This is a genomic window from Kosakonia sp. MUSA4 (assembly GCF_013085925.1).
Taxonomy (GTDB): Bacteria; Pseudomonadota; Gammaproteobacteria; order Enterobacterales; family Enterobacteriaceae; genus Kosakonia; species Kosakonia sacchari_B.
Genome location: NZ_CP025697.1, coordinates 2,881,725 through 2,907,023, shown reverse-complemented (window position 1 = coordinate 2,907,023; position 25,299 = coordinate 2,881,725). Strand labels below are relative to the sequence as shown.

General features: G+C 57.3%; 21 protein-coding genes and 1 pseudogene. 13 read left to right on the top strand and 9 right to left on the bottom strand.

What is annotated here, in order from left to right:
- Position 1: 1 nt before the first annotated feature.
- The 3 genes from C0557_RS13810 (at position 2) to C0557_RS13800 (ending at position 3,886) form a co-directional block, all read left to right on the top strand.
- Complete coding sequence (locus tag C0557_RS13810) at positions 2-1,540, top strand: DHA2 family efflux MFS transporter permease subunit (protein WP_208658859.1); 1,539 nt, start codon at positions 2-4, stop codon at positions 1,538-1,540.
- 19 nt (positions 1,541-1,559) lie between these two features.
- Positions 1,560-2,795, top strand: a complete 1,236-nt coding sequence (locus C0557_RS13805; RefSeq protein ID WP_208658857.1) for an MFS transporter — start codon at positions 1,560-1,562, stop codon at positions 2,793-2,795.
- A 110-nt stretch (positions 2,796-2,905) separates the two neighbouring features.
- The gene (locus tag C0557_RS13800; protein WP_371813267.1) at positions 2,906-3,886 is read left to right on the top strand and encodes an alpha/beta fold hydrolase; all 981 of its coding nucleotides are present in this window, start codon (positions 2,906-2,908) and stop codon (positions 3,884-3,886) included.
- Here C0557_RS13800 and C0557_RS13795 read toward each other — a convergent pair whose 3' ends face one another.
- A complete protein-coding gene (locus C0557_RS13795) occupies positions 3,887-6,595 on the bottom strand; it encodes a LuxR C-terminal-related transcriptional regulator (RefSeq protein ID WP_208658855.1) in 2,709 nt (902 codons plus the stop codon).
- 173 nt (positions 6,596-6,768) lie between these two features.
- Between C0557_RS13795 and C0557_RS13790 the strand changes: the two genes are divergently transcribed.
- Entirely contained in the window at positions 6,769-7,548 is a 780-nt protein-coding gene (locus tag C0557_RS13790) for an acetoin reductase (protein ID WP_074778911.1), read from the top strand.
- Positions 7,549-7,573: 25 nt separating this feature from the next.
- On the opposite strand, the gene C0557_RS13785 is transcribed toward C0557_RS13790, so the two are convergent.
- Both C0557_RS13785 and C0557_RS13780 read right to left on the bottom strand, forming a co-directional pair.
- Complete coding sequence (locus C0557_RS13785) at positions 7,574-8,959, bottom strand: diguanylate cyclase (RefSeq protein WP_208658853.1); 1,386 nt, start codon at positions 8,957-8,959, stop codon at positions 7,574-7,576.
- A gap of 132 nt (positions 8,960-9,091) precedes the next feature.
- Positions 9,092-9,757 (bottom strand): helix-turn-helix domain-containing protein, encoded by a 666-nt coding sequence (locus C0557_RS13780; RefSeq protein ID WP_074778913.1) that lies wholly within the window; start codon positions 9,755-9,757, stop codon positions 9,092-9,094.
- 131 nt (positions 9,758-9,888) lie between these two features.
- Between C0557_RS13780 and C0557_RS13775 the strand changes: the two genes are divergently transcribed.
- Genes C0557_RS13775 through C0557_RS13745 form a run of 7 tightly spaced genes read left to right on the top strand, consistent with a single transcriptional unit; the run spans position 9,889 to position 15,889 of the window.
- Entirely contained in the window at positions 9,889-10,800 is a 912-nt protein-coding gene (locus C0557_RS13775) for a carbon-nitrogen hydrolase family protein (protein WP_208658851.1), read from the top strand.
- Positions 10,793-11,581: an ABC transporter ATP-binding protein gene (locus C0557_RS13770; protein ID WP_043953349.1), complete on the top strand. Its 789-nt coding sequence runs from the start codon at positions 10,793-10,795 to the stop codon at positions 11,579-11,581. Before C0557_RS13775 ends, C0557_RS13770 begins: the two co-directional genes overlap by 8 nt.
- Positions 11,582-11,591: 10 nt before the next feature.
- Complete coding sequence (locus C0557_RS13765) at positions 11,592-12,434, top strand: ABC transporter permease (RefSeq protein ID WP_208658849.1); 843 nt, start codon at positions 11,592-11,594, stop codon at positions 12,432-12,434.
- On the top strand, positions 12,431-13,453 hold the full coding sequence (locus tag C0557_RS13760) for an ABC transporter substrate-binding protein (RefSeq protein ID WP_253073719.1): 1,023 nt from the start codon (positions 12,431-12,433) through the stop codon (positions 13,451-13,453). Before C0557_RS13765 ends, C0557_RS13760 begins: the two co-directional genes overlap by 4 nt.
- A gap of 8 nt (positions 13,454-13,461) precedes the next feature.
- Positions 13,462-13,674 (top strand): hypothetical protein, encoded by a 213-nt coding sequence (locus C0557_RS13755; protein ID WP_152630228.1) that lies wholly within the window; start codon positions 13,462-13,464, stop codon positions 13,672-13,674.
- Positions 13,671-15,038 carry an amidase gene (locus tag C0557_RS13750; protein ID WP_208658847.1) on the top strand — a complete coding sequence of 456 codons (1,368 nt, stop codon included), beginning with the start codon at positions 13,671-13,673 and terminating at the stop codon, positions 15,036-15,038. Before C0557_RS13755 ends, C0557_RS13750 begins: the two co-directional genes overlap by 4 nt.
- Before the next feature lie 5 nt (positions 15,039-15,043).
- Positions 15,044-15,889 carry a DMT family transporter gene (locus C0557_RS13745; protein ID WP_208662944.1) on the top strand — a complete coding sequence of 282 codons (846 nt, stop codon included), beginning with the start codon at positions 15,044-15,046 and terminating at the stop codon, positions 15,887-15,889.
- Positions 15,890-15,955: 66 nt separating this feature from the next.
- Here the strand turns inward: C0557_RS13745 and C0557_RS13740 are convergent, their stop codons facing one another.
- The 3 genes from C0557_RS13740 to C0557_RS13730 form a co-directional block, all read right to left on the bottom strand.
- Positions 15,956-17,575 (bottom strand): methyl-accepting chemotaxis protein, encoded by a 1,620-nt coding sequence (locus tag C0557_RS13740; protein ID WP_208658845.1) that lies wholly within the window; start codon positions 17,573-17,575, stop codon positions 15,956-15,958.
- 107 nt (positions 17,576-17,682) lie between these two features.
- Positions 17,683-18,759 carry an alpha/beta fold hydrolase gene (locus tag C0557_RS13735; RefSeq protein WP_208658843.1) on the bottom strand — a complete coding sequence of 359 codons (1,077 nt, stop codon included), beginning with the start codon at positions 18,757-18,759 and terminating at the stop codon, positions 17,683-17,685.
- 190 nt (positions 18,760-18,949) lie between these two features.
- Positions 18,950-20,275, bottom strand: coding sequence for a sodium:proton antiporter (locus C0557_RS13730; protein WP_208658841.1), 1,326 nt, complete (start codon positions 20,273-20,275; stop codon positions 18,950-18,952).
- 197 nt (positions 20,276-20,472) lie between these two features.
- Between C0557_RS13730 and C0557_RS13725 the strand changes: the two genes are divergently transcribed.
- Both C0557_RS13725 and C0557_RS13720 read left to right on the top strand, forming a co-directional pair.
- Positions 20,473-21,381, top strand: a complete 909-nt coding sequence (locus C0557_RS13725; protein ID WP_208658839.1) for an SDR family oxidoreductase — start codon at positions 20,473-20,475, stop codon at positions 21,379-21,381.
- Between the two features lie 196 nt (positions 21,382-21,577).
- Entirely contained in the window at positions 21,578-22,072 is a 495-nt protein-coding gene (locus C0557_RS13720; RefSeq protein WP_208658837.1) for a 2-oxo-tetronate isomerase, read from the top strand.
- A 674-nt stretch (positions 22,073-22,746) separates the two neighbouring features.
- On the opposite strand, the gene C0557_RS13715 is transcribed toward C0557_RS13720, so the two are convergent.
- The 3 genes and pseudogenes from C0557_RS13715 to C0557_RS13705 all read right to left on the bottom strand — a co-directional run bounded on the left by C0557_RS13715 (position 22,747) and on the right by C0557_RS13705 (position 25,282).
- A complete protein-coding gene (locus C0557_RS13715) occupies positions 22,747-22,872 on the bottom strand; it encodes a DUF2474 family protein (RefSeq protein WP_083416318.1) in 126 nt (41 codons plus the stop codon).
- Positions 22,872-23,882 (bottom strand): cytochrome d ubiquinol oxidase subunit II, encoded by a 1,011-nt coding sequence (gene cydB / locus C0557_RS13710; RefSeq protein ID WP_208658835.1) that lies wholly within the window; start codon positions 23,880-23,882, stop codon positions 22,872-22,874. Before cydB ends, C0557_RS13715 begins: the two co-directional genes overlap by 1 nt.
- Positions 23,882-25,282: pseudogene (locus C0557_RS13705) on the bottom strand (cytochrome ubiquinol oxidase subunit I). Before C0557_RS13705 ends, cydB begins: the two are co-directional and overlap by 1 nt.
- Positions 25,283-25,299: the final 17 nt, after the last annotated feature.

Sequence of the window (25,299 nt, the reverse complement as noted above, 5' to 3'; positions counted from 1 at the left end):
TATGCAAGATAAGTCGGCGTTTACGCCTCCCAGCCTGCTGCTGGCGACGATTGCGCTGTCGCTGGCAACGTTTATGCAGGTGCTGGATACCACCATCGCCAACGTGGCGCTGCCGACCATCGCCGGTAATCTCGGCGTCAGCTCGGATCAGGGCACCTGGGTGATCACCTCGTTTGCGGTGTGCAACGCCATTGCACTGCCGCTGACCGGCTGGTTCACCCGACGTTTCGGCCAGCTTAAGCTGTTTGTCGGTTCGGTGGCGCTCTTTACTCTGACCTCGTTCCTCTGCGGTTTTGCCCACAGCATGACCGAATTGATTATTTTCCGCGCCCTGCAGGGCTTTTTCGCCGGGCCGATGTTCCCGATGTGCCAGACGCTATTGCTGGTCATTTTCCCGACCAGCAAACGCAGTATGGCGCTGGCGCTGCTGTCGATGGTGACCGTCGTGGCGCCGATTGTCGGCCCGATCACCGGTGGCTGGATAACGGATAACTACTCGTGGCCGTGGATCTTTTATATCAACGTGCCGATCGGGATTTTCGCCGCCATTACCGTCTGGAGCCAGCTCCGCGCGAGGGAAGAGACCACCACCACCGCGCCGATTGATTATATTGGCATTGCGCTGCTGGTTCTCGGCGTTGGCCTGTTGCAGGTGGTGCTCGACAAAGGCAACGATCTTGACTGGTTCAACGCGCCGGAAATTATCGTCATGTCAGTTATCTCGGCGATTGCGCTGGTCTCGTTTGTCATTTGGGAACTGGGGGAAACGCACCCGATTGTGAACCTGCGGCTGTTTAAGGATCGTAACTTCGCCATCGGTACGGCAACGCTGACGCTTGGCTATGCGGCATTTTTCGCCATCAACATTATTCTGCCGCAGTGGCTGCAAACCCAGATGGGCTACACCGCCATCTGGGCCGGGCTGGCTGCTGCGCCGATGGGGTTTTTACCGCTGTTGCTGACGCCATTTATCGGTCGCTATGCGCACAAAGTGGATCTGCGCTTCCTTGCCACGCTGTCGTTCCTGACGATGGGCATATCATGTTTGCTGCGCGCGCAGTTCAATACCAGTGTCGATTTTCGCACCATTGCCGAAGTGCAGATGTTTATGGGCATCGGCGTGGCCTTCTTCTTTATGCCGATCACCACCATTGTGCTGTCGAATTTGAGCGGTGCTGAAGTGGCGGAAGGTTCCGGGCTGGCGACTTTTTTCCGCGTGCTCGGCGGTTCTTTCGCCTCGTCGCTCACCACCTGGATTTGGTCGCGGCGTGAGGTTTATCACCATGCTAACCTCACCGAGAGCGTCACCACCTATAACCCGGCGGCAATGGACTACCTGCAAAAGATGGGCGGTGTGACGCAGCAGCACCTTGCGTCCGTCGATAAAACCATCGAGCAGCAGGCCTATATGATGTCGACCATCGACTATTTCTGGCTGCTGGGCTGGGGTTTCATGGTGCTGATGGTGTTGATTTGGTTTGCCCGCCCGCCGTTTGTGCGTTCCGGCGCGTCTGGCGCGCCACCCGCGGCAGGGCATTAATAATAAGATGAGATAAACTATGGCACCCGTATTACCTGGCAGTGATGGTCGTTTATTGCAGCACCGTTCGTTTGTGGCGTTCTGGCTGGCGCGAACCAGTTCCAGCTTTGGTTTTCAGATGTTATCCATCATTGTCGGCTGGCAGATCTATTCCCAGACGCAAAGCGCCTTCTGGCTGGGGATGATTGGTCTGGTGCAGTTTGTTCCTTCGGTCACGCTGGCGCTGCCTGCCGGGCACATCGCCGATCAGTTTGACCGGCGCCGCGTGGTGCTGATCGGGCAGATTTGCGAATGGCTGGCGATTGCGGCGCTGGCCTGGCTGACGTGGCAAGGCGACGCCAGCGTCGGGGTGATCCTGCTGCTGATTTTTATTATCTCCTGCGCCAAAACCGTCGAATCACCGTCGATGATTTCGATGCTGCCGGCGCTGGTTCCGGCCTCGATTTTACCCCGCGCCACCGCCGCCAATGCGGTTTCCGGCCAGGCGGCGCAGATTGTCGGCCCGGCGCTGGGCGGGTTTCTCTATGCTGCGGGCGCGGATGTGGTGTACACCGCCACGGCGGGGCTGTATCTGGTGTCGCTGCTGCTGGTGATCACGCTGCGCTATGAACAGGCGCAGCCGAAACGCACCCCGGCCACGCTTTCATCGCTGTTCGCCGGGGTGAATTTTATCCGCAACCGTCCGGATGTGCTGGGCGTGATCTCCCTCGATCTGTTCGCCGTGTTATTGGGCGGGGCGACGGCACTGCTGCCCATTTTCGCTCACGATGTACTGCATACCGGGCCGCTGGGGCTGGGTTTGCTGCGCAGCGCGCCTGCGGTCGGGGCGCTGCTGGTGGGCTTCTGGCTCAGCCACCGAACGCTGACGCGCAACGTCGGCATGATCATGTTTCTGAGCGTTGCCGGGTTTGGCGTGGCGACGCTGGTGTTTGCGTTTTCAAACCTGATGTGGCTGTCGCTGCTGGCGCTGTTCGCCCTCGGCGGCTGCGATATGGTGAGCATGGTGATCCGCGGTTCGCTGGTGCAACTTGATACTCCGGATGAGATGCGCGGGCGGGTCAATGCGGTGAACTCGATCTTTATCAACACCTCTAACCAGCTTGGCGAATTTGAATCCGGGATGCTCGCCGCGTGGCTCGGCGCGGTGCCCGCTGCGGCGCTGGGCGGTATCGGCACGCTGCTGGTGGTGGCGCTGTGGATGAAGATGTTCCCTGGCCTGCGTCATCGCCAGCGGCTGGAGAGCAATGCAGCATAGCCGCTGGCGCATTTGCCCACGCCGGGCGAAAGCAGGCTATGCTTTCTTTTTTGCTCTCTTTTCAAGGAGGAACCATCGTGAAATCTGGAATGAAAAAATGTCTGCCGCTGATGCTGCTCGCAGCGCTGTATACCGGCTATGCCAGCGCGGACGACACACCGTCGTACGGCGCGCAACTGGAAGGTTTTGCCTATCCGTATCCTAAGCAAACGTTCGCCTTTACTTCGCAGGGCGAGAACTTGCAAATGGGCTATATGGATGTTGCGCCGGTCGGCAAAAGCAACGGCAGGGCGGTGGTGCTGCTGCACGGCAAGAATTTTTGCGGCGCCACCTGGGAAAACACGATCGCGGCGCTGAGCCAGCAGGGTTACCGGGTTATCGCGCCGGATCAGGTCGGCTTTTGCACCTCCAGCAAACCCGCGCATTATCAGTACACTTTCCAGCAATTAGCCGACAACACCCACGCGTTACTGCAAAGACTGGGTATTTCCCGTGCGGTGATCGTTGGCCATTCCACCGGGGGAATGCTGGCGACGCGCTATGCGCTGATGTATCCGCAAGCCGTTGAACAACTGGTGCTGGTGAACCCGATCGGTCTGGAAGACTGGAAAGCGCTTGGCGTGCCGTATCGCACGGTGGACCAATGGTACCAGCGAGAGCTGAAACTCTCGGCGGCGAGTATCCGTGAATATGAACTGAAAACCTACTACGTCGGGCGCTGGAAAGCGGAATACGAGCGCTGGGTGACGATGCTGGCAGGGCTGAATAAAGGGCCTGGGCATGAGCGGGTGGCATGGAACTCGGCGCTGATCTACGACATGATCTTTACCCAGCCGGTGTTCTATGAGTTTAAAGATCTGCAAACGCCAACCACATTAATGATTGGCACGGCGGATACCACGGCCATTGGCAGCGACATTGCGCCACCGGCGGTGAAAGCGAAGCTGGGCCACTATGCACAGCTCGGTAAAGCAGCGGCGAAAGCCATTCCAGGCGCGAAGCTGATTGAGTTTGACGGGCTGGGCCACGCGCCGCAGATGGAAGAACCGGCGCGTTTTAACCAGGCGCTGCTGGAAGCCCTTCGCCAGTAGTCAGCGTAACAGTTGTTGTTTACGCGCCTGATTGACCGCCTGAATGCGCCCCTTCACCTGCAACTTTTCATACAGCTGTTTCAGGTGCCATTTGACGGTTTCCACAGAAATCCCCAGCGAGCGGGCGATCTGTTTGTTGGAATGGCCATCGGCAATTAAGCACAACGTTTGCTGTTCGCGCTCCGTTAACCGCAGTCCTGCGGTTGCGGAGGCGGGCAGCATCGCGCTTAGCTGGTTAAGCAGCGTGCGGATGGCCGCATCCTGCGCGGGCTGCTTGTTCAGGTGAGCCAGCCACAGGGCAAGATCCGGGCCGAGGTCTTGCAGGCTGCGGCGCAAATTTTTCGCCACTGCGCTTTGCAGTGCCGGTAAACCCACCGCGGCCGCCTGCGCGATTTCTCCACCGCGGAACAGGGCAATGGCTTCCAGCAAGCGTAAGCGCACAGCACTAAGCCATTCACCGCACTGTTCAAGCGCCTCCACCTGCGCGTGAAGTAACCTTGCTGCCACCAGCGGTTCTCCGCTCGCCATCTGCATCCGGCACTGGCTGATGGCGCTGTACCTGTCGATAAGCGTTTGTTGATGAGGATCCGCCGCGCGAATCTGTAGCAACTGTGCCAGCACACTTTCGGCGGCATTGTGATGACCGGCCAGCAGATAAAGCGCCAGCCGCTCAGCGAGCAGCAACGCGCGGATGCGCAACCAGCCGCGTCGCTCAGCCAGTTGTTCAGCATGCTGTAGCAGCGCCTGCGCTTCATGGTGCTGGTTGTTTTGCTGCGCATAACGTGCCAGCACACGGTAGCAGCTGCTCAGACCGTCCGGCGGGCAGACGTCATCAATGGTTTGCCGCCGCAGGGTCAACAGATCTTCGATACGCTCATCGCTTCCCTGTTCCCAGGCGATTTCTGCCAGCACCGGCGCCAGCGTTGCGCTGCTGCTGGAATTTGTGCCGGTATGCTGTTCCGCATGGCTCAGCGTGCGGGAAGCCAGTTGTTCAGCCTGCGTTAAATCCCCCTGGCGCAGACAGGCCTGCGCCATCACGAAAGCGCGATAGACCTCCACAAACAGGTTGCGCAGGGGCGCTTGCGCAATGGCGACACGCTGATGAACAGCCAGCGCCTGCTGCGGGCGTGAAGCGACAAGGTAGCCGTAGCTGAGAATATTGCACACCAGGCCATCTACCCAGATATCGCTGCAGGGCACTGCCTGCAACAGCGGCTCCACAATAGCAAGACTGGCGGCAATATTTTCGGCAAAGGCTTCGCAAATCGCCCGCACCACGCGTAATTTGATGCGGGCAGGGCGGGCCAGCGCCGGGTTTTTTGCCGCCAGCGCGTCGAGTTCATCCAGCAACTGGCGCGCATCGTCAAAGCGGAAATAGTGCGCCAGCGCCCATGCAAGGTTGATTTGCAGTTCGATGCGCGCGGGCGTCACGTCCGCAGGCAGATAGCGCATCCAGCGCACCATGGTATCGATATCGCCCTCTTCAGCCAGCGATTGCGCCCCGGCAACCGCATGGCGGGTCATCGGTTTACCGGCGGCGAGCGTATGGCGGATGGCTTCAGCCCACAGCTGTTGGGCGGCAAACCAGGTGCTGGCTCGTTCATGCAGTAAACTCACCGCTTCCTGCCCATGACGCTGTAAACGCGTTAATAATGCATCGCGCATTAGCGGGTGGTAACGAAACCAGAATCCCTCGTCATCGAGCGTGGAGAGAAACAGGTTGCGACCGGCTATCCAGGCGAGCATCTCCTCGCCGTTATGCAGACCGGTTACGGCATCGCACAATGCCGGATGAAGACGATTGAGCAGGGATGTTCGCAGCAGAAAATCAAACACCTCAGCCGATAGCGGGGCGAAGACGACTTCATCCAGATAGCGCGAAACTGATCGGGAACTGGCCCGCAGGCTCCCCTCGTTATTGGTGTGACCGTGCGGGGCAAGCGCGGCCATTTTCATGCCCGCAATCCAGCCTTCCGTGACCGAAATTAAGCGGTGAAGCATCTCTTTCTTTACCGGTGTTGCGCTGGTCGCGGAAAACCAGGCGTGAGCTTCCTCGTGGGTAAAGCGCAGCGCGTCATCGTCGATCTCCAGCAGTTGATCCTCGATTTGCAGGCGGCTGAGCGCCCATGGCGGCGGACAACGGCTGCCTAAAATCAGATGCAGGCAGGCGGGCGCATGGGCCAGCAGCCAGCGTATCCCGGCATGGATCTCCGGGTGCTGAATGTTCTGGTAATCGTCAAGTATGAGGTACAACGGGCGCGGCTGCGTGTGCAACAGGTTAACCAGCGTGGCGCAGAAGTGGGCTAAATCATCAGCGAGTTCGCCGGGGAACACCGGAGAGGGTGAGGTTTTTTCCTGCTGGCTGAGCGGGCGTAACGCCTCCTGCACATAACGCATAAACAGCAGCGGCGAGTTGTCATCCTCTTCAAGGCTCAGCCAGGCGATGCTGTCGCCCCGCTGTTGGCGGCGATGATACCACTGCGCCAGCAGCGTCGTTTTGCCAAACCCGGCCGCGGCGCGCACCAGCGTCAGGGTACGGGAAGAAGCGCCATCAAGCTGCTGTAACAGCCGGTCACGCTGCACTAACGCGCCCGGCGAGCGCGGCGGCGTGAGCTTGGTGAGGATCAGCGGTAACGCGCGGGCGAAACGGAACGGTTCATCGTGCGTCTGCACTGCGGGTAGATCCCTGGTTGAGGATAAAAACGCCATGTCTCCCTCTCTCGCCCTGTGCTTCCCCCCCATCAGAGGGGGTAGGCCATCTCTGTTCGTGTCTATAGAGTAAATAACCATCCACCACCGGTGCATAGTCAGGCCTTTTTGCCCATCAGACTGTGCGCCAGCGGGCAGAATAACCGTTAATCAGGATGAGGTAAGTAGAGATTATGGCTATCGAAAATAAAGTTGCTCTGGTCACCGGCGCGGGTCAGGGAATTGGCCGGGGTATTGCTTTGCGTCTGGCAAAGGATGGCGCGTCGCTGATGCTGGTTGATGTTAAACGCGAAGGGCTGGACGCGGTTGCCGCAGAGGTTAAAGCGCTGGGACGTCAGGTTGCCACTTTCGTGGCGGATATCGCCGATCGCGAGCAGGTGTATGAGGCCGTCAACCAGGCGGAAAGCAAGCTTGGCGGCTTCGATATTATCGTTAACAACGCTGGTATCGCGCAGGTGCAGGCACTGGCCGATGTGACGCCGGAAGAGGTTGATCGCATCATGCGGATCAACGTGCAGGGAACGCTGTGGGGCATTCAGGCGGCGGCGAAGAAATTTATCGACCGTAAGCAGAAAGGGAAAATTATCAATGCCTGTTCTATTGCCGGGCATGACGGTTTTGCGCTGCTTGGCATCTACTCCGCGACGAAATTTGCTGTTCGCGCGCTAACGCAAACGGCGGCGAAAGAGTATGCCAGCCGTGGGATCACGGTAAATGCTTATTGTCCGGGGATTGTCGGCACGGGCATGTGGACGGAAATCGATAAACGCTTCTCAGAAATCACCGGCGCCGCGATTGGCGAAACCTGGAACAAATACGTTGGCGGTATCGCGCTTGGCCGCGCCGAAACGCCGGATGATGTCGCAAGCCTGGTCTCTTATCTGGCTGGCCCGGATTCCGATTATGTCACCGGGCAGTCGATCCTGATTGATGGCGGTATTGTTTACCGTTAAGTGAAAGAGCCGGAACGGGCAATACTCAGTTCCGGCTCGTTTCCAGCCGGTTGCGCCCGTGGCTTTTAGCCACGTACAGCGCGCGATCCGCTTTCTCAATTAACCGTTTGTAATCCGGGTGATAATCAAATTCAGCCAGGCCGATACTGACGGTGACGGAAATAGGTTTACCGGGGGCGACTTCAATCGCCAGCCCGGCGATTTTTGTGCGTAAAGTTTCCAGCATAATGGACGCCTGCGACAGATCCGATTCCACCAGCAGCACCATAAACTCCTCGCCGCCATAGCGGAACACATAATCGCTGCTGCGGAAGTGGTCAAAAATCACCGCCGCCACGCTTTTCAGCGTAATATCGCCCGCGTTGTGGCCGAAGCTGTCATTGATTTTCTTGAAATAATCGATGTCGAGCATCGCCAGCACAAAGGGTTTACGCACATTCAACGCCAGCGAGATTTCCCGTCGCATAATGGTCGGAATAAAGCGGCGGTTAAACAGTTGCGTCAGCGGATCTTTGCCGTTCTCCAGCTCCACCAGCGCGTCGAACATCGCCGCAAGCAGACGATGGATCTGCCCGGTAAGCTGCCGGATGGCCTGTAACAGGCTCAGGCGCGACTCCGCCGTCTGTTTTTCGCTGGCCCGCATCCGCGCCAGCCGATCGTCCGCCTGTTTAATCAGCTCATCAATGCTGGTCAGCATCTCCCGATTACCCAGCAAATAACGGCCCTTATGCGCCAGCCACATGCCAAATTCCGACGCCGACAAGGTGATAATGTCTGCCGCCGGTAAGCCGGTAGCGATATTGTAGATAAACTGATTTTCCCAGCTGGTCAGCGCGTTAATCTGTCGTTCGCGTTCAACGTTCACGTCATCATAAATGGATAACAGGCGATACTGCTCCTGCGCCTGCATGGAGTTTTGATAGCCCGGCGACCAGGATACCGTCATCGCTTCGATGGCGGTATCCATCGCCAGGCTACTGAAACAGAGGGTGTCGCTGAGCAGCGAAGCCGGAATGGTCGCTTTGGCCTGAAGCAGACGATAAAGCTCATTCTTGAGCTTACGCGCGCCGCGCGCCACCAGATCCAGCGGTAAGCCAATGCGCGCATGCACAATGCCGATGGCCCGCTGATTCTCTAACAGTTGCGGCAGATCTTCACCGGCGCTGCCGAGCACGCTGCGCAACCAGTGGAACATACTGTGGCTGAGCCGCGAGTTGACCTGATCGGTATTCAAAAACAGTTCACTTTCAGGATGCGAAAGCATGTAGTCATAAAAAGCGGTCACCAGATGACGGATTTCCTCATCGCTGAGCGCAGTCAAAATGTCGTGAACCTGCGGTGAAGTCTGGTTCAGCAGATCCTGCCACTCGCTCAGCAGCAACGCATTATCACTGTGTTCAACCTGTTCCATGTGTATGCCAACCATTAATTTTGATGATGTATGGCGCTGATAGTACGGGCAGGCACCGGGGCAAGGTCAAGCAAAAAGCGGTCCGGCGGCTCTGTCGCGCATTGCGGCGCTGGCAGAACGTGCCGGTCGCCGTCAGGGATTCTTCACGCCCTGGGTATTGGAGAACTCCAGTTTTTCCGCAAGGCAGATAGAAATAAGTTTCGCGGTAGCGGTGCCCTGCGCCACAAAGGTGTGCGGCATCGTGCTGTCGATATACGCGCTGTCGCCCACTTGCAGCGTCAGCGGCGCGTACCAGGAGGTGTGCAGCGTCACTTCACCTTCCAGCACGTAGATAAACTCTTCTCCTTCATGCTCAGACCAGGCTTCTTTTGGCGGCACCTCGCGGGTTTCAATCTCCATCACCACCGGGATCATGCCTTTAATCAGCAACTCGGTGGCATGCACATCGTAGCGAAACCACGGATTGGCAAAGGATAACCCTTCACCAGCGCGGGTATAGGTGCGTCGCGCCTGTACCGCTGGCGGGGCAGATTCCACAGGGCGCGGGTTATCGGTAAACAGCTCCGCCAGCGAGTAATCAAACGCCCCGGCGATCTTGGCAATGGTGTCAAACGAGGCGGAAACCTGGCCTTTTTCAATTTTCGACAGGGTGGAAATAGAGACGCTGCTTACTTCGGCCACCTGTTCGAGCGTCATATCGCGGGTGATACGAATCGCTTTAATGCGCAGGCCAAAATCTTTCTCATTAGTCAGCGCCGCACCGAGCCCTGAAGTTTCATGTTGTCTGGGCGTTTTCATCCTCAACTCCCTGTGTGATATCGGGTGATAGCTGCATATTCTCACATTCGAGAAAAATTTTCTTATAAGAAAAATATATTGGTAATTCTGTGACCAGAAATGCAGTTTAAGAAAAAAAAGTGGAGACGACGATGGCAGACATCACAATCGCCAGCATTACGCTGCCCGCCTGCTACGACAAGGCGCAAAACCTGAGCAATCTCCTGCGCTGGATGGAGAATGCCGCATCGCACAGCGCACAACTGGTGGTATTCCCGGAACAGATCCTGCAAGGCTATCTGCGCGATACGCTGGCATGGGATGCCGATACGGTGGCCTGGCAATTTGAACAGGCGGAAACCATCGGCACCAGCGAAAGCATTCGCCTGCTGGTCGAGCAGGCAAAGCGGCTCAATCTGCTTGTGGTGTTCGGCATGACCGAGCGCCATCCGCAGCATGCGGAAGTGCTGTTTAACAGCGCCGTATTACTGGGGCCAGATGGCGTGATTGGCGTCTATCGCAAAGTGCACCAACCCGGTGATGAAAAACACGTCTATTACCCCGGCGACGATTTCCCGGTCTTTAACACGCCGCTCGGGCGCATCGGCATGCTGATTTGCTACGACAAGGTTTTCCCGGAGAGCACCCGCGAGCTGGCGCTCAAAGGTGCCGACATCATGATCATGCCAACCGCCTGGGGTTATGGCGGCGACGGTAGCGCCGGGGACGCCGACCCAATGGTGGAGAGCTACACGCTGTTTGGCCGGGTCAGGGCGCTGGAAAACCAGTGCTGGATGATTGAATCCAATCTCTGCGGTCGCCACGGCAATCTGCTCTATCACGGCCACAGCCGCATTATCGATCCGCTGGGCAACATCGTGGCGGACAGCGGTACGCAGGAAGGGATGGCGCTGGCAAACGTCGATATTGGCGGGGCCATACGTCGCGCCCGCAGCACCGCTTATCTCGGGTATCACTTCTTAAAAGATTATGTACCGGTGAATGCACCGCCTTCACCCCTGACAGTGCATAACCGCCACGCCAGCGGAGGTCAGCATGAGTAAGGTCCTGGAAGCCATCGGTATTCGTAAAAGTTACGCCACGCCCGGCGGCGGTCGCACCACCATTTTGCAGGATTTGCACTTTCACGCGAACCGCAACGAATTTGTCTCTTTTGTCGGCCCCAGCGGCTGCGGCAAGTCAACGCTGTTTAACATTATTACCGGCCTGCTGACGCCGGACAGCGGCAGCATTTTGCTGAAGAATCGGGAAACCACCGGCGCGCCATCGCCGGAACTGGGCTACGTGCTGCAAAAAGATCTGCTGTTTCCGTGGCGCACGGTGATCGACAACGTGATCCTCGGCCTGGAAGTGCAGGGCATGCCCAAACGGGAAGCGCGCGAGCGTGCCAGAACCCTGTTCGAGCTGTACCACATGGAAGGCTACGAGAAGAAATACCCGTCGCAGCTTTCCGGCGGTATGCGCCAGCGCGTGGCGCTGATGCGCACGATGGTGACGCAGCCGGAAATCATTCTGATGGATGAAGCCTACAAGGCGCTGGATTATCCGTTGAAAATTGCCCTCGAATCCGAGCTGCTGAGCGTGGTGAAACAGCAGCAGAAGACGGTGATTTTTATCACCCACGATATCGAAGAGGCGGTCACGCTGTCGGATCGCGTGTATGTGATGAAAGCGCATCCGGGCGAAATCGTGCAGGAGATCGCTATCGATCTTGAGACCGACAGTCTGGCGATCCCCGAGCGCAGACTCTCGCCACGTTTTAACGACTATTACGAGCGGATCTGGCGCAGCATCGGCACGCAGCCCGCATCCATCAATGAATGATGAGGACCCTATGGCAATGAACAGCGTTTCTCCCCGGGAGACAGTCGCCGGCTCAGGCCGTCGTGGCCCCCGCGAAAGTTTTTTCCGCTCGCTTAACGCCCGGCGCTACACGCTGATTACCCTGCAAGTGGCGATTGTCGCGCTGCTGCTCGGCGGCTGGGAAGCGGGCGTGCGCAGCGGGCAGATCAACCCGTTTCTCTTTTCCAGCCCGTCGCAGGTGTGGCAAGTGCTGGTCGAACGCTTCCACTCTGGCGAAATGCTGGGGGACATTAAGGTCACTGCGCTGGAGACCATTATCGGCTTTGCCGTCGGAGCGATTGGCGGGTCGATTCTCGGCTTATTACTGTGGTATTCGCGCTTTATCTCCGATCTCGCCGCGCCGTTTATCGCCGCCATTGGCGCGATCCCGGTGCTGGCGATTGCGCCCATCACCATTATCTGGTTCGGCACCGAAATGTTGTCGAAAGTGGTGATTGTGGCCTTCTCCTGCGTGGTGGTTTCGCTGACCACGTCATACAAAGGCGCGCTACGCACCGATCCCGATTTGATCAATCTGCTGCGCTCTTTTAATGCCGGGCGCGGCACCATTTTTATCAAGCTGGTGGTGCCCTCTGCCATGCTGTGGGTGCTCTCTGGCTTGCGTCTGAATGTGGGGTTTGCGCTGGTGGGCGCGATTGTCGGCGAGTACATCTCGTCGGACAGCGGCGTCGGCCACATGATCCTGCTGGGCAGTTCCAACTTTGGTATGAACATTGTGCTGGCCGGGATCGTGCTGGTCATGCTGATGATGCTGTGCTTCAACGCTCTGGTTGCGTTCATCGAACGCCTTATTCTCTCGTGGGACAAGAAATGATGAAGAAACATGCTATGTATCGCACTCTCGCTGTCGCCGTACCGTTGCTGGCGGCAACCTTCAGTCACAGCGCGCTGGCGGCGGAAACGCCGGTCCGTATCAACCAGGCTTTCCAGTCGTTGCTCTATCTGCCGCTGTATGTGGCGCAGGAGCAGGGCTTTTTCAAACAGCAGGGCGTGGCGGTGAAAATCAGCACCGGCGGCGGTGGCGCACAGTCATGGGCGGCGGTGATTGGCGGCTCGGCGGATCTGTCGATTCAGGATCCGGTCTTCGTGCCGAAGAGCCGTGAAAATGGCGGTAATGGCGTGGTGGTTGCCGGTGTGCAGAACGCGCCGACCATCTTTGTATTTGGCAAAGATGCCACCTCATTGCAGGACAACTTGTCGCACTTATCCGGCAAACGCGTGGTGACCAGCCCGCAGCCCGACACTACCTGGGCGTTTATGAGCTACCTCATCAAACAGCAAAACCTGAAAGACGTAAAACTGGTACATGTGGCGATTGGTAACGAAATCCCGGCGGTGGCCGCCGGTCGCGCCGACTATGCGCTGGCCGCAGAACCGCAGGTGACCATGGCGGAACAGCAAAACGGCTTGCACGTCACATACTCTTTCCCGGCAAACCCGTCATGGTATCCGTTTGCCTTCTCCAGCCTGACGACAACGCAGTCGTGGATTGATAAAAACCCGCAGGCAGCACAGGGCGTGGTGACCGCGTTTGAGCAGGCATCGCGCTTTATCTATCGCCATCCGGATGCGGCAGTCCAGGTGGCGCGGAAATACTTCCCCAACTTGCCGGAATCAACGGTGAAAGCCGCCGTACAACGTGAGATCGACGCCAAAGGCTACCCGGAGAATGTGCTGGTGTCGCAAAAGGCGTGGGATAACAACATGAACATCGCGCTGTACGCGAAAAACATTAAAGCGTATCCGTCCGATGCCACGTCATATCAAAACAACGTTAATACCGCACTCGCTGAAAAAGCCAAACAAGCGGTAGACGCCATGGGTAATTTGTAAGGAGCACGATGATGGACTCGCACACCACACCGCGTTTACTGTTGATTCAGCAGTACACACAAACCGATGCGGCACAGATAGCGCCGCTGCTCGAAGCGTGCCACACCAGGGCAACCGCGATCCATCATTTTGCTTTGCAGCACTTTTCACCACTGCTGCAACCGGCCACCGTGTGGGTTTCTCCTTTGCACCCGCCGGTGAGCCAGGAGCACGAAAAATGAGTACGTTGCTGCGTTTTTCGATTGATGAAACCGCCCGGCGTTTACGCGCCGGCGAGTTCAGCGTGCCGGAGCTGCTCGAAGCCTGCCTTGCCCGTGAAGCGCAAACGCGCGAGCTTAACGCTTACAACGCCATCTGGGCGGAACAGGCGCGTGCGCTGGCCGCCGCCAGCCAGACGCAACTGGAGCACGGTTACGACGCCGGGCCGCTGCACGGTATTCCCGTGGCGGTGAAAGCCAACATTGCGGTGGCGGGCGAAGAGATGCATGCCGGCAGCCGCATTCTGGCGGGCAATATCGCGCAGCAGGATGCCAGCGTGGTTAAGCGCCTGAAACAGGCCGGGGCGATTCTCATCGGCACCACCAACATGCATGAGTTTGCCTGGGGCGGCACCACCAATAATCCGCACTACGGCGCCAGCGCCAACGCCTGGGACAGCCGACGCATTCCCGCTGGTTCCAGCGGTGGCTCCGGCGTGGCGGCAGCGGTGCGCAGCGCGCTGGCAACCCTCGGTACGGATACCGGCGGTTCGATACGTTTACCGGCCTCGATGAACGGCGTAACCGGGCTACGTCCGGGCGTGGGACGCATTGCAACGGACGGCGTTTTTCCGCTGGCGGCAAGCCTGGATACCGTTGGCCCGCTCGCGCCGTGGGCGAGCGACTGCGCCCGCGTTTACAGCGCGCTCACCGGTGAAAAAGCCGTGGCTATTCCGGCCAGCCTGCGCGGCTTGCGGGTTGGCCTGCTGGGGGCTTACAGCGAGACGGTGCATCCGGATGTCGCTCAGGCGTATCAGGCGTTTACTCACTGGCTGAGCGATACCGGGGCGCGCTGCGAAAACGTGGCGTTGAGCGGGCTGGAGGAAGCGGTAAATGCGCTGGTGCTGATCAATCTCGCAGAACCCGCCGCGCTACACAGCCGCTGGTTGCAGGAGCGCCCGCAGGATTATGGCGACGATGTGCGCCTGCTGCTGCAAACCGGGCTGGGCATCAGCGCCGTGGAGTATTTGCAGGCGCAGCGTTATCGCACCCTGCTGCGCGAGCAGGTGCTTGCTGCGTTTCGCGAACTGGATGTCATTCTGGTGCCGACGCTCCCGTTTACTGCGCCGTTAAAAGGGCAGGAGCTGGTAGACATTGGCGGTCAGCAAGAGAGTGTGCTGACCGGGAATATGCGTTTTAACGCCATCGCCAGCCTTTGCGCGCTGCCAGCCCTGAGTTTCCCGGCCGGTTTTGACCGGGACGGGTTGCCGGTAGGCTTGCAGTTGATCGGCCCGGACGGCAGCGAAGGGCGGTTGCTGGCGCTGGCCGCCCGTTTTCAACAGGAGAGCGATTACCACACCCGCACGCCGCTGATGGTCGCCCGTTGAAAAATATCAGCCTGAGCGATGGACTGATTCTGCTACTGGTCGTCAACGGCTGGGCCTTCAACGTGGTGGCAATGAAAATCGGCATGATGGAGTTGCCGCCGCTGTTAATGCTGGCGCTGCGCTTTATGGTGGTGGCCGCCGTGCTGGTGCCGTTCAACCCGATTCGCGTGCAGCAGGTGCCGCTGTTGATCCTGCTGGCATTTACCTTTGGCTTTATCCATTTTGCGCTGCTGATGCTGGGGATGCGCTATACCGACGCGGGCAGCGCAGCGGTGCTGGTGCAAATGGGAACCCCCGCCGCCATGGTGCTGGCGGCGATCGTGCTGAAAGAGCCGCTCGGCTGGCGGCAACTGTGCGGCGTCGGTCTGGCGCTGCTCGGCGTGATGGTGCTCTCCGGCAGCCCGGCGCTCAGTTCGTGGAAAGGGCCGATTTTATTGCTGATCAGCGCCGCGGGCTGGGCCTGTACCAATATCATTGTTAAACGCGCCAGCCCACCGCCCGCGCTGGCGATGACCGGCTGGTTATCGCTCTTCGCCATTCCTTTGGCAGGGTTCAGTTCGTGGCTTTGCGAAACCGATCAGCTCACGCTGCTGATGGCCGCAGGCTGGCGCGGCTGGCTCGGCGTGCTCTACAGCGCGTTTGGCTCGTCGTTGATTGCCTACTCGTTATGGTACTGGCTGGTGAAACGCTATCCGGTCAACCAGATCCTGCCGTGGTCGCTGCTCAGCCCGGCACTGGCGGTGGTGATGGGCGGTCTGGTACTGGGGGAAAGTCTCGATCCGGTCAAACTCTCCGGCGCAGCGCTGATTGTCGGCGGGATACTGTTGAGTATTTTGCGCCGGCGCGGCTGATAAGTGGGGCGAAAAACATCCACGCCGTAGCGTGGATGTTGTCGGTTTACCTTGTGGCAAACTTCATTAATTGGCGTTAGCCAGCGTCATCTCCTGCGGTCCGCCGTGGCGGCCACTTCCTGACTGCATCGACGCGTCATCGACGAGGAAACGGGTGACAGACTGCTGCAAATTCACCACCTGCTGTTGCAGGGAACTTGCGGCGGTTGCGACTTCGGAAACCAGCGAGGCGTTCTGCTGCGTGACGCCGTCCATCTGGTGAATGGCGATATTTATCTGCGAAATACCGCGCGTCTGCTCGCCGGAAGCCAGCATCACCTCATCCATGATCTCGACCACTTTTTTCACATCGACCATCACTTCGTTCATCGTCGCGCCAGCTTCTTTCACCAGACCGGAACCCTGTTCAATGCGGCTGAGCGAATCACTGATCATCGTGCCAATCTCTTTCGCGGCCGTGGCGCTGCGCTGCGCCAGCACGCGGACTTCCGATGCCACCACCGCGAAGCCGCGTCCGGCTTCCCCGGCGCGGGCCGCTTCGACGGCGGCGTTCAGCGCCAGCAGGTTGGTCTGGAAGGCAATTCCATCAATCACACCGACAATATCGCCAATTTGTGCGGAGCTTTTTTCGATTGCAGTCATGGTAGAAACCACTTCCGAGACCACAGTTGCGCCACGCGAAGCGGTGTTCGATGCTTTTTGCGACAGTTCGTTCGCTTTGCGTGTGTTGTCTTCGTTATTTTTTACCGTCGCCATAATCTGCTCCATGCTGGAGGCGGTTTCATCCAGCGAGGCGGCCTGCTGCTCGGTACGGCTGGAGAGATCGATATTGCCGGAAGCAATCTCTTCCACGCCGGAGCCGATGGCATCCGTACCGTTACGCACCATGCGCACCATATTCTCCAGACCATCACGCATACGCTGTACGGCGGCGAAAAGCTGGGCGATTTCATTTTTCCCGGCAATATTAATGCGCGCGCGCAAATCGCCTTCGGCAATACGGTCAAACACGGTAATCACGTTATTGAGCGGTTTGACAATCAGATTGGTCATCACCGACCAGGCCAGGCCCGCCAGTACCAGCGCACAGGCAATCGAGAAGTAGAGAACAAACGCCATGCGTGTAACGCGGTTGTTGGAGTCATCATAGGCGCGGTCAATGCTTTTAATTTTAAACGCCACCAGCGATTTGGAGGCCTTATCAAATGCAGCATACAGCGCGGTTGATTTCCCGGCGCGCTGGCGGTATTCGTCAAGTTTGCCCGCTTTCAGCGCCGCAAAGGCCGGATCGATAAATTCATTCATCAGCGCGGCGCGGCTGATGGCCATCTCATTGGCGATAACTTGCTCTTCAGCCGATTGCGGATATTTAAGGTACTCCTGCCATTTGCCGCTGGCGCTATCAATTTTGCCGCGTGCGCGATCCAGCGCCACGTTGGCTTTCTCTGTTTCGCCATTACCGACCAGCGATTCATACAAGCGTAAATCCAGACGGCCACGCAGTAATAGCTCGGAGCTTTCATTTAAGGCAACCAGACCGGGCAAGACTTCCGTATCGACGCGGGCAAAGGATTTATTCCCGGATTGCACTGCCACCAATCCCAGAATACCCACGAACAGTAATAAGGCCGTCAGTGAAAATATCATCATGCTAAGAGCAGTACGGATCTTTATTCGACGAAACATAGCGTTTTCCCTGTTACCGATGAATGAAAAAAGAAAAGAGGGGTGAAAATAACGTTGTTATGCGAAAAATCAGGAAGCAACGTGCGTCACTTCCTGAGGTGAAGAGATTATTTTTTATCCTGCCGTGCAGGTGTGGCGGCCAAAAAAGCGCGCAATTTGTCGCGGTAAAATTTTGCCGACATCATGGTGCCGTGGCCGCTGGTTTCCACGCTGGCCGGAATAAGAAAAAGCTCAGCCTGTTTTATTTTGTGGAGCTCGCCGCTGAGGATCCCGGTTTCTACCGGATTACGTTCATCATCGGCGGAGTTAATGATCAGCATCGGCGCGGTAATACGGTTTAACGCCGGTAACGCGTTATAGTTCGCCGAGGAACTCCAGATATAAATAAAGTCGTTGGCATCCGCAGTGACCGGCGCGGCGAGGCGTTCATCCACCAGTTTATCGGCCAGCGCGCGGGTTGGTGCTTTATGCTGGTAATTCAGCGTGCCGCCGGTGGTGGCAATACTGAACATAATATTGGCGGTCTTCAGCGCAGGCGGTTGCTGCTGGTAATTACCCTGCGCCCAGGCCGGATCGGCTTTGATCGACTCAATTAACATGCGTCGCATCATCCAGTTACGGCCAGAAAGCTCGTTGGGCTGCGAGGCCATCGGCACCAGCGCATCCATCATCGTCGGGTATTTTTCTCCCCACAGCCAGGTCTGCATACCACCCATCGAATAACCCATTACCAGGCGCAAATGCGAAATACCGAGTCCTTCTTTAATTAAGCGATATTGCGCGGCCACCATATCGTCATAATCGTAGTGCGGAAAGTTCATGCGCAAACCATCTGACGGTTTGGAGGATTTCCCCGAGCCAATACTTTCCGGGATGATGATGAAATATTTACTGCTGTCGAGCGCCGCGCCGGGCGTAAATAACTCACCGGCAAATCCTGGCGCCAGCAACGCTTTAATCGGCTGGTTCGTTCCGTGCAGAAGTAATACCGCAGGTTTGCTGCGATCGCCGAGCGTGTAGTAATGAATACGCAGATCGTTGAGTTTTTCACCGCTATTAAAGGTGAATTCGTTGGCGACCCAGTCGCCTTCCTGAACGGTGGGTGCAGAATTTGCTGCGTGAGATAAAGGTGATAAAGCTAACAGAATGGCGAGCGTCGTTCCTGATATTATGCGAAAGAACATAAAATAACTCTTTAGTATGTGCAGGTTCCGGGAATTCGATAGTAGATTCAATTCAGATAAATCCCAATGAATATCAAGAACATCACCGGAAAATAATATTCTGTCCTCTTTTTTTGCTTTTTAACGAGACGTTTTTAATACAGTTTCTCTTATGTAAGATGCATCTGGTTCATAGGGTGGCAGCGGTGCCTTACTCCTGCTCCCGCTTGTGGCGCAGCGTCAGCAACGGAGTGACCGATATGCCGTGGATCAGCACGCTGAAGGTCACTATCGTAATGGCGATATCCGCTAGTTCGCCCGCGTGGGCGCTGTCTAACCCGTGCATATACGCATACGCAATGTAATTCAGGCTGCCGATGCCGCGAATTCCCAGCCATCCGAGGCTCAGACGGTGAAACAGCGACTCGCCCGAACGCCAGGTCAGCAGTAGCACCGACAGCGGTCGAATAATGACAAACAGCATGAAAGCCATCAGCAGGGCGGGCATATCCCAGTGCTGCGCCAGCGTGACGCCCAGAATAATCACCAGCACCGCCGCAAATATCCGCTCAACCGTATCGCCAAAGGAGAGCGCATCGCCAATCACCAGCCCCACCGATTTGATCGGGTTATGTTCTTCCAGTGCGTGGCGTGCGTGGGGATTGACCTGCATTTCTGCCGGTAAGTCGTGCTCAGCGTCTTTCTGGTTCGGATGCCTTTTCTGCACGCTGACTTCGGCGCTGCGCAGTCCAACCCCGGCGGCAAACGCGGCCAGAAAACCAGACGCGCTGGCGGCCATGGCAAGGGCAAAACTGAGACAGATCAGCGATAGCGCGACAAAATCGCTGGGCGCCACTTCGCCCTGGGCATGTCGGGAGCGGGTGGCGATAAGCCCAATGCTGCGCCCCAGCAAAAAACCGATCGCCAGCCCGCCCACCAGCGCCCAGACCAGATCGATGCTCAGCCAGCTAAGCCACTCGTCGGTGCTGATACTGCCGCCCGCCCGATGCCAGATCAGCGCCAGCATCAGAAAAGGCAGAGCGGTGCCGTCATTCAGCCCGGCTTCGCTGGAGAGAGCGATTCGCAGCTGGTCGCCATCCCTGGCGTCGTTGATGGAGACCAGGCTTGCCAGCACCGGATCGGTCGGGGCGAGGATCGCGGCAAGCGCCAGCGACAGCGGCCAGGAGAGATCGGCCATGAAATGGGCGGCCAGCATCATTCCGCCGATGGTGAGCAACATGCCGGGCAGCGCCAGTTTGATCCCCATCTTCCAGTAAGGCGACGTCAGCGGCAGGCGAATTTTTAGCCCGGTAATAAACAGCGAAGCCGCCATGGCGATTTCCGTCACCCGGCTGGTCAGCGTGGCGTGTGCGGCAATATCAATATTGAGGATATTAAATACCCACGGGCCGCAGGCAATACCCACCAGAAGATAAAGGCCAAAAACCGACACCGGTGCACGGCTTATCCAGCCATAAGAGAGTGACATCAATAATAATAAACAACCGGTTGCTGCCGTCCACGCCAAATATCCCATATCTCTCCACTGTGTCGTTTAGCTATTTAAAAGGGTATAGACGCTGAAGAGACGATATTCCAGAATATTGCAAAGCGAGGCGGTAAATTAGGTGTCGTGAATAGTGCAATATTATTTTCAGCTTCGTTATTTTCATCCATCGCTATTTTTGTTCTACCCTTTATGTTCGTGGTAATTAAACATTGAGAGGTAAGCGAATGGATAGCATAAATAACCCGAAGCACACCACAAATCAGACTAATACCGAAAACTACCCGGTTCCGCCATTTCCACATCAAAAACAGCCGTTCCCGGGCCTTGCCGGGAAAATGGAGCCGCGTCCCGACCACGGTGAAAAAAGCTACCAGGGCAGTGGTCGACTGAATGGCCGTAAGGCGCTGATCACCGGGGGTGATTCCGGTATTGGCCGCGCGGTTGCGATTGCCTTTGCCCGCGAAGGCGCCGATGTGGCCATCAACTATCTGCCAGCGGAAGAGGAAGATGCGCGGGAAGTGATGGCCCTGATCAAAGAAGCCGGGCGCAAGGCGGTGGCGATCCCTGGCGATATCCGCGATGAAACGTTCTGCCAGCAATTAGTGGAACAGGCCAGCGAAGCCTTAGGCGGGCTGGATCTGCTGGTGAATAACGCCGGGCGTCAGCAGTTCTGTGAATCGATAGAAGATCTGACCACCGAAGCGTTTGATGACACGTTCAAAACCAACGTCTACGCCATGTTCTGGATAACGAAAGCCGCGCTGAAAAAGATGTCCCGCGGCGCGGCGATTATTAATACCACCTCCGTTCAGGCGTACGAACCGAGCGAAATACTGCTCGATTACGCCCAGACCAAAGCCGCTATCGCGACGTTTACCAAATCTCTCGCCAAACAACTGGGGCCGAAAGGGATCCGTGTGAACGCCGTTGCGCCTGGCCCATACTGGACGGTGCTGCAATGTTGCGGCGGGCAGCCGCAGGAAAAAATCGAGCAGTTTGGCGCTTCCGCGCCGCTCGGCCGCCCAGGCCAGCCGGCAGAGATTGCGCCGCTGTATGTCACCCTGGCTTCGTCTGAAAACAGCTATGCGTCAGGCCAGGTCTGGTGTTCTGACGGTGGTACGGGAACCGTGTAACGCGCAGCCCTCTTTTATCAATGTCAGGAGGATCGCCAGTGAAAGCACTGCGGCAATGTATCGCCGGTGCGGCGTGGCGGCATCGTCAGCGTGCCGCAAAGTGATCCTCGTGCCCGGCATGAATGCGGAAAAAGCCACCGTTTGATTCTTCACCAGGCGCAGCGCCGTTTGCGCCTTTACTCTGGAGAGCGATTTGATGACCACACCTTCGTTATCTATTGCCAATGAACTGGGGCGGTTGTTAACGGAAAAAAAGCTGCAACTGGCGACGGCGGAGTCCTGCACCGGCGGGATGATCGCCTCGTCGTTATGCGCAGCGGAGAATACCCCGGCGTTCTATGGCAGCGGGTTTGTGACCTTTACCGATGAAGCCAAGATGATCATGCTTGGCGTCAGTCGCGAAACCCTTACCGCGCACACGGCGGTAAGCGAACAGGCCGTTATCGAGATGGCGGCGGGTGCCGTGCGCCAGTCGCAGGCGCATATCGGTATTGCGGTCAGCGGCTACGCCGGGCCGGACGGCGGCGAAGATGGCACGCCAGCGGGCACGATCTGGTTTGCCTGGCAGCTTGCCGACAACAGCGTTCATACCCGGGTGAAACAGTTTACCGGCGACAGCGAAGCGAATATCAAAGAGGCCACTAATTATGCTCTCGGCAGATTAATTCGCTTATTAGCCGAATCGGACTAAATGCTGAATAGCGCCTACTGAAATAAAACAAGCGCAGCGGGAAATATACTCTGCCTGCTGCCGCCTGGTTGTTTTTTTCCGTACCTGGCTATAGTGAAAAATCTGCGCAAATAATGAGGAGGTAACCATGTTACAGGTTGAAAAAGACGATCCCCGTGAAGCACCGGAATCCGGCGATAAAAAACCCGTTCCGCCAAAAAAATAATCGTGAACAGGGCCACACGCGTGGCCTTTTTTAACGACATAAGAAAATACCTAAATATCTCTGGATAAGGCGATGACCGCCTGACATTTTGGCCGCCATGTTGTCGCGGCTATTTTTAAACATCATCGATACGTCATGTAAAAACTCGCCGCGTACGTACGCGGAAGGTGAACGTTTCCCCGCAGACGGGAACGGGCGTAGAGGATGGGTCTGAGGAAGCAAAATGAGCCTGCAAAAATGTACCGTAATTTACGACGGCCAGGCCCTTATTGGCCCGGCGGAATCCCCCTGATCGACTTTCTCGATGCCTGTAACAGGACTCTACCTCATGTTTGCTCTCACCTGGCGCTGGAGCCGCTGCAAACCTGCGATGTTTGCTGGGTGGAACAGGCACCCATCACGCTGCTTTATAACAGTTGGGGATTTCGCGTTTTCAGCGGCAAGATTGAGTAAACCTTCCCGCGCTGCCTTACGCGCGCAGCCCGGCCATGGACATCAGCAGCCTGAGCACAGCGCTGACGAGAAACAGCGCCAGTACGCTGGCAAACCACAGCCCAACAAACCAGATGATTTTCGCTGCGATACGTTTTGACATCAGTGATACCCCGCGCCATGCTGGATTTTTCCGCGAAACACGTAGTAGCTCCAGAAGGTGTAAACCAGGATCACCGGAATAATCAGCAGTGCGCCAACCAGCATAAAGCCCTGGCTTTGCGGCGGCGCGGCGGCCTGCCACAGCGTGATATCCGGTGGAATAATATGCGGCCAGATACTGATGCCCAGCCCGCTAAAGCCGAGGAAAATCAGCCCCAGCGTCAGAATGAACGGCAAAATATGGTACTGCGCGTTGCTCAGCGTATGCCATAACCAGACGCTGAAGAGGATCACCAGCAGTGGAACCGGGGCAAAGAACCAGATATTCGGCCGGCTGAACCAGCGTTCGGCGATCGCCGCGTGGGAAAGCGGCGTCCACAGGCTGATCGCGGCTATCACCAGCAGCAGCGCCAGCAGCAGCGTTCTGGCGACAACGCGCATTTTCTGTTGCAGGTTTCCTTCACTTTTCATCACCAGCCAACTGGCGCCCAGCAGGCCATAAGTGATCACCAGCCCAACGCCGCAGAACAGGTTAAAGGGCGTCAGCCAGTCGAGCGAACCGCCGCTGAAGGTGCGCCCGGTGACGGGAAAACCGTTGATCACCGCGCCGACCACCACGCCCTGCATAAAGGTCGCCAGCAGCGATCCGGCGAGAAAGGACTTATCCCAGAACGGCTTGTGATTCGGCGTGGCTTTAAAACGAAACTCAAACGCCACGCCGCGAAAAATAAGACCGATCAACATGAATGTTAGCGGGATGGCCAGCGCATCCGCGATTACCGCATAAGCGAGAGGAAACGCGCCGAAAAGCCCGGCGCCGCCGAGCACCAGCCAGGTTTCGTTACCATCCCACACCGGCGCGACGCTGTTCACCATAATGTCCCGTTCGCCGCCATCCTGAATCGCCGGGAAGAGAATACCGATGCCCAGATCGAAGCCGTCCATCACGATATACATCAGCGTGGCAAAGACGATGATGACAAACCAGATCAGCGATAAATCGATGCCCATTATTTTTTCTCCTCCGCCTGCAAATTTTCACCCGCCGCAGAGAGCGGGCGCGCCGGTCTACCGTCTGTTGCGTGTTCATCCCAGGGCTGCGGCCCTTTCTTAATCAACCGCACCATATAGCTGTAGCCGACGCCGAAGACCGAGGTGTACACCACGATAAAGGCCAGCAGGCTCAGGCTCATCTGTAAGGTGCTGTGCAGGGAAACCGCATCCGCCGTGCGCAGTAGCCCGTAGACGACCCAGGGTTGCCGCCCGACTTCGGTGGTCACCCAACCGGCAAGAATGGCAATCAACCCCGCCGGGCCCATGCACAGCGCGAAGTACAGGAAAAGGCGCGATGTATATAGCCGCTGGCGAAAACGTAACCACAACGCGGCAACGCCGAGCGCGATCATCAATAGCCCCATCCCGACCATCAGACGAAATGACCAGAAGACAATGGTGGAGTTGGGCCGATCCGCTTTCGGGAAATCTTTCAGCGCAGGCACTTGTTCATGTAGCGAGTGGGTGAGGATCAGGCTGCCGAGAGAGGGGATTTACACCGCGTATCGGGTGCGCTCTTGTGCCATATCCGGCAAGCCAAACAGCAACAACGGCGTAGCTTCGCCGGGCGGATTTTCCCAGTGCCCCTCAATGGCGGCGATCTTCGCGGGCTGATGCTTCAGCGTGTTCAGACCATGCATATCGCCAATAAAGGCCTGCAGCGGCGCGACGGCCAGCGCCATCCACATCGCCATCGACAGCATCTTGCGGATTGCCGGTGTGTCATTGCGGTGCAGCAAGTGCCAGGCACCGGAAGCGCCAACGAAGAGAGCAGTGCTGAGGAACGCGGCAATGGTCATATGCAGTAAACGGTACGGGAACGAGGGGTTAAAAATGACCGCAAACCAGTCAACAGGGATCACCTGCCCATTTTCAATGGCAAACCCTTGCGGCGTATGCATCCAGCTATTGGAGGCAAGGATCCAGAACGTGGACATCAGCGTGCCCAGCGCCACCATGCAGGTAGCAAAAAAGTGCAGCCCTGGCCCCACCTTATTCCAGCCAAACAGCATCACGCCGAGAAAACCCGCCTCAAGGAAGAAGGCGGTCAGCACCTCATAGGTGAGCAATGGCCCGGTAATACTGCCGGCAAACTGGGAAAAACCGCTCCAGTTGGTACCGAACTGATAGGCCATCACCAGCCCGGACACCACGCCCATGCCGAAGTTGACGGCGAAGATCTTTAGCCAGAAGTGATACATCGCGCGCCAGTCGGGATTTTTGGTTTTCAGCCATAACCCTTCCAGCACCACCAGATAGCTGGCGAGCCCGATAGTGATGGCGGGAAAAATAATGTGAAACGAGACCGTAAAGGCGAACTGAAGCCTTGCCAGATGGAATGCATCGAATTCGAACATGCCCGGTTACCCCACAA

Excerpts from the sequence above, each read along its gene's own strand:
- C0557_RS13810 (WP_208658859.1), top strand. The coding sequence starts at position 2 with ATGCAAGATAAGTCGGCGTTTACGCCTCCCAGCCTGCTGCTGGCGACG.
- C0557_RS13740 (WP_208658845.1), bottom strand. The coding sequence starts at position 17,575 with ATGTTTCGTCGAATAAAGATCCGTACTGCTCTTAGCATGATGATATTT.
- C0557_RS13765 (WP_208658849.1), top strand. The coding sequence starts at position 11,592 with ATGGCAATGAACAGCGTTTCTCCCCGGGAGACAGTCGCCGGCTCAGGC.
- C0557_RS13795 (WP_208658855.1), bottom strand. The coding sequence starts at position 6,595 with ATGGCGTTTTTATCCTCAACCAGGGATCTACCCGCAGTGCAGACGCAC.
- C0557_RS13785 (WP_208658853.1), bottom strand. The coding sequence starts at position 8,959 with ATGGAACAGGTTGAACACAGTGATAATGCGTTGCTGCTGAGCGAGTGG.
- C0557_RS13720 (WP_208658837.1), top strand. The coding sequence starts at position 21,578 with ATGACCACACCTTCGTTATCTATTGCCAATGAACTGGGGCGGTTGTTA.
- C0557_RS13800 (WP_371813267.1), top strand. The coding sequence starts at position 2,906 with ATGCTGCTCGCAGCGCTGTATACCGGCTATGCCAGCGCGGACGACACA.
- C0557_RS13780 (WP_074778913.1), bottom strand. The coding sequence starts at position 9,757 with ATGAAAACGCCCAGACAACATGAAACTTCAGGGCTCGGTGCGGCGCTG.
- C0557_RS13760 (WP_253073719.1), top strand. The coding sequence starts at position 12,431 with ATGATGAAGAAACATGCTATGTATCGCACTCTCGCTGTCGCCGTACCG.
- C0557_RS13750 (WP_208658847.1), top strand. The coding sequence starts at position 13,671 with ATGAGTACGTTGCTGCGTTTTTCGATTGATGAAACCGCCCGGCGTTTA.
- C0557_RS13770 (WP_043953349.1), top strand. The coding sequence starts at position 10,793 with ATGAGTAAGGTCCTGGAAGCCATCGGTATTCGTAAAAGTTACGCCACG.
- C0557_RS13725 (WP_208658839.1), top strand. The coding sequence starts at position 20,473 with ATGGATAGCATAAATAACCCGAAGCACACCACAAATCAGACTAATACC.
- C0557_RS13790 (WP_074778911.1), top strand. The coding sequence starts at position 6,769 with ATGGCTATCGAAAATAAAGTTGCTCTGGTCACCGGCGCGGGTCAGGGA.
- C0557_RS13735 (WP_208658843.1), bottom strand. The coding sequence starts at position 18,759 with ATGTTCTTTCGCATAATATCAGGAACGACGCTCGCCATTCTGTTAGCT.
- C0557_RS13805 (WP_208658857.1), top strand. The coding sequence starts at position 1,560 with ATGGCACCCGTATTACCTGGCAGTGATGGTCGTTTATTGCAGCACCGT.
- C0557_RS13730 (WP_208658841.1), bottom strand. The coding sequence starts at position 20,275 with ATGGGATATTTGGCGTGGACGGCAGCAACCGGTTGTTTATTATTATTG.
- cydB (WP_208658835.1), bottom strand. The coding sequence starts at position 23,882 with ATGGGCATCGATTTATCGCTGATCTGGTTTGTCATCATCGTCTTTGCC.
- C0557_RS13775 (WP_208658851.1), top strand. The coding sequence starts at position 9,889 with ATGGCAGACATCACAATCGCCAGCATTACGCTGCCCGCCTGCTACGAC.
- C0557_RS13755 (WP_152630228.1), top strand. The coding sequence starts at position 13,462 with ATGATGGACTCGCACACCACACCGCGTTTACTGTTGATTCAGCAGTAC.
- C0557_RS13715 (WP_083416318.1), bottom strand. The coding sequence starts at position 22,872 with ATGTCAAAACGTATCGCAGCGAAAATCATCTGGTTTGTTGGGCTGTGG.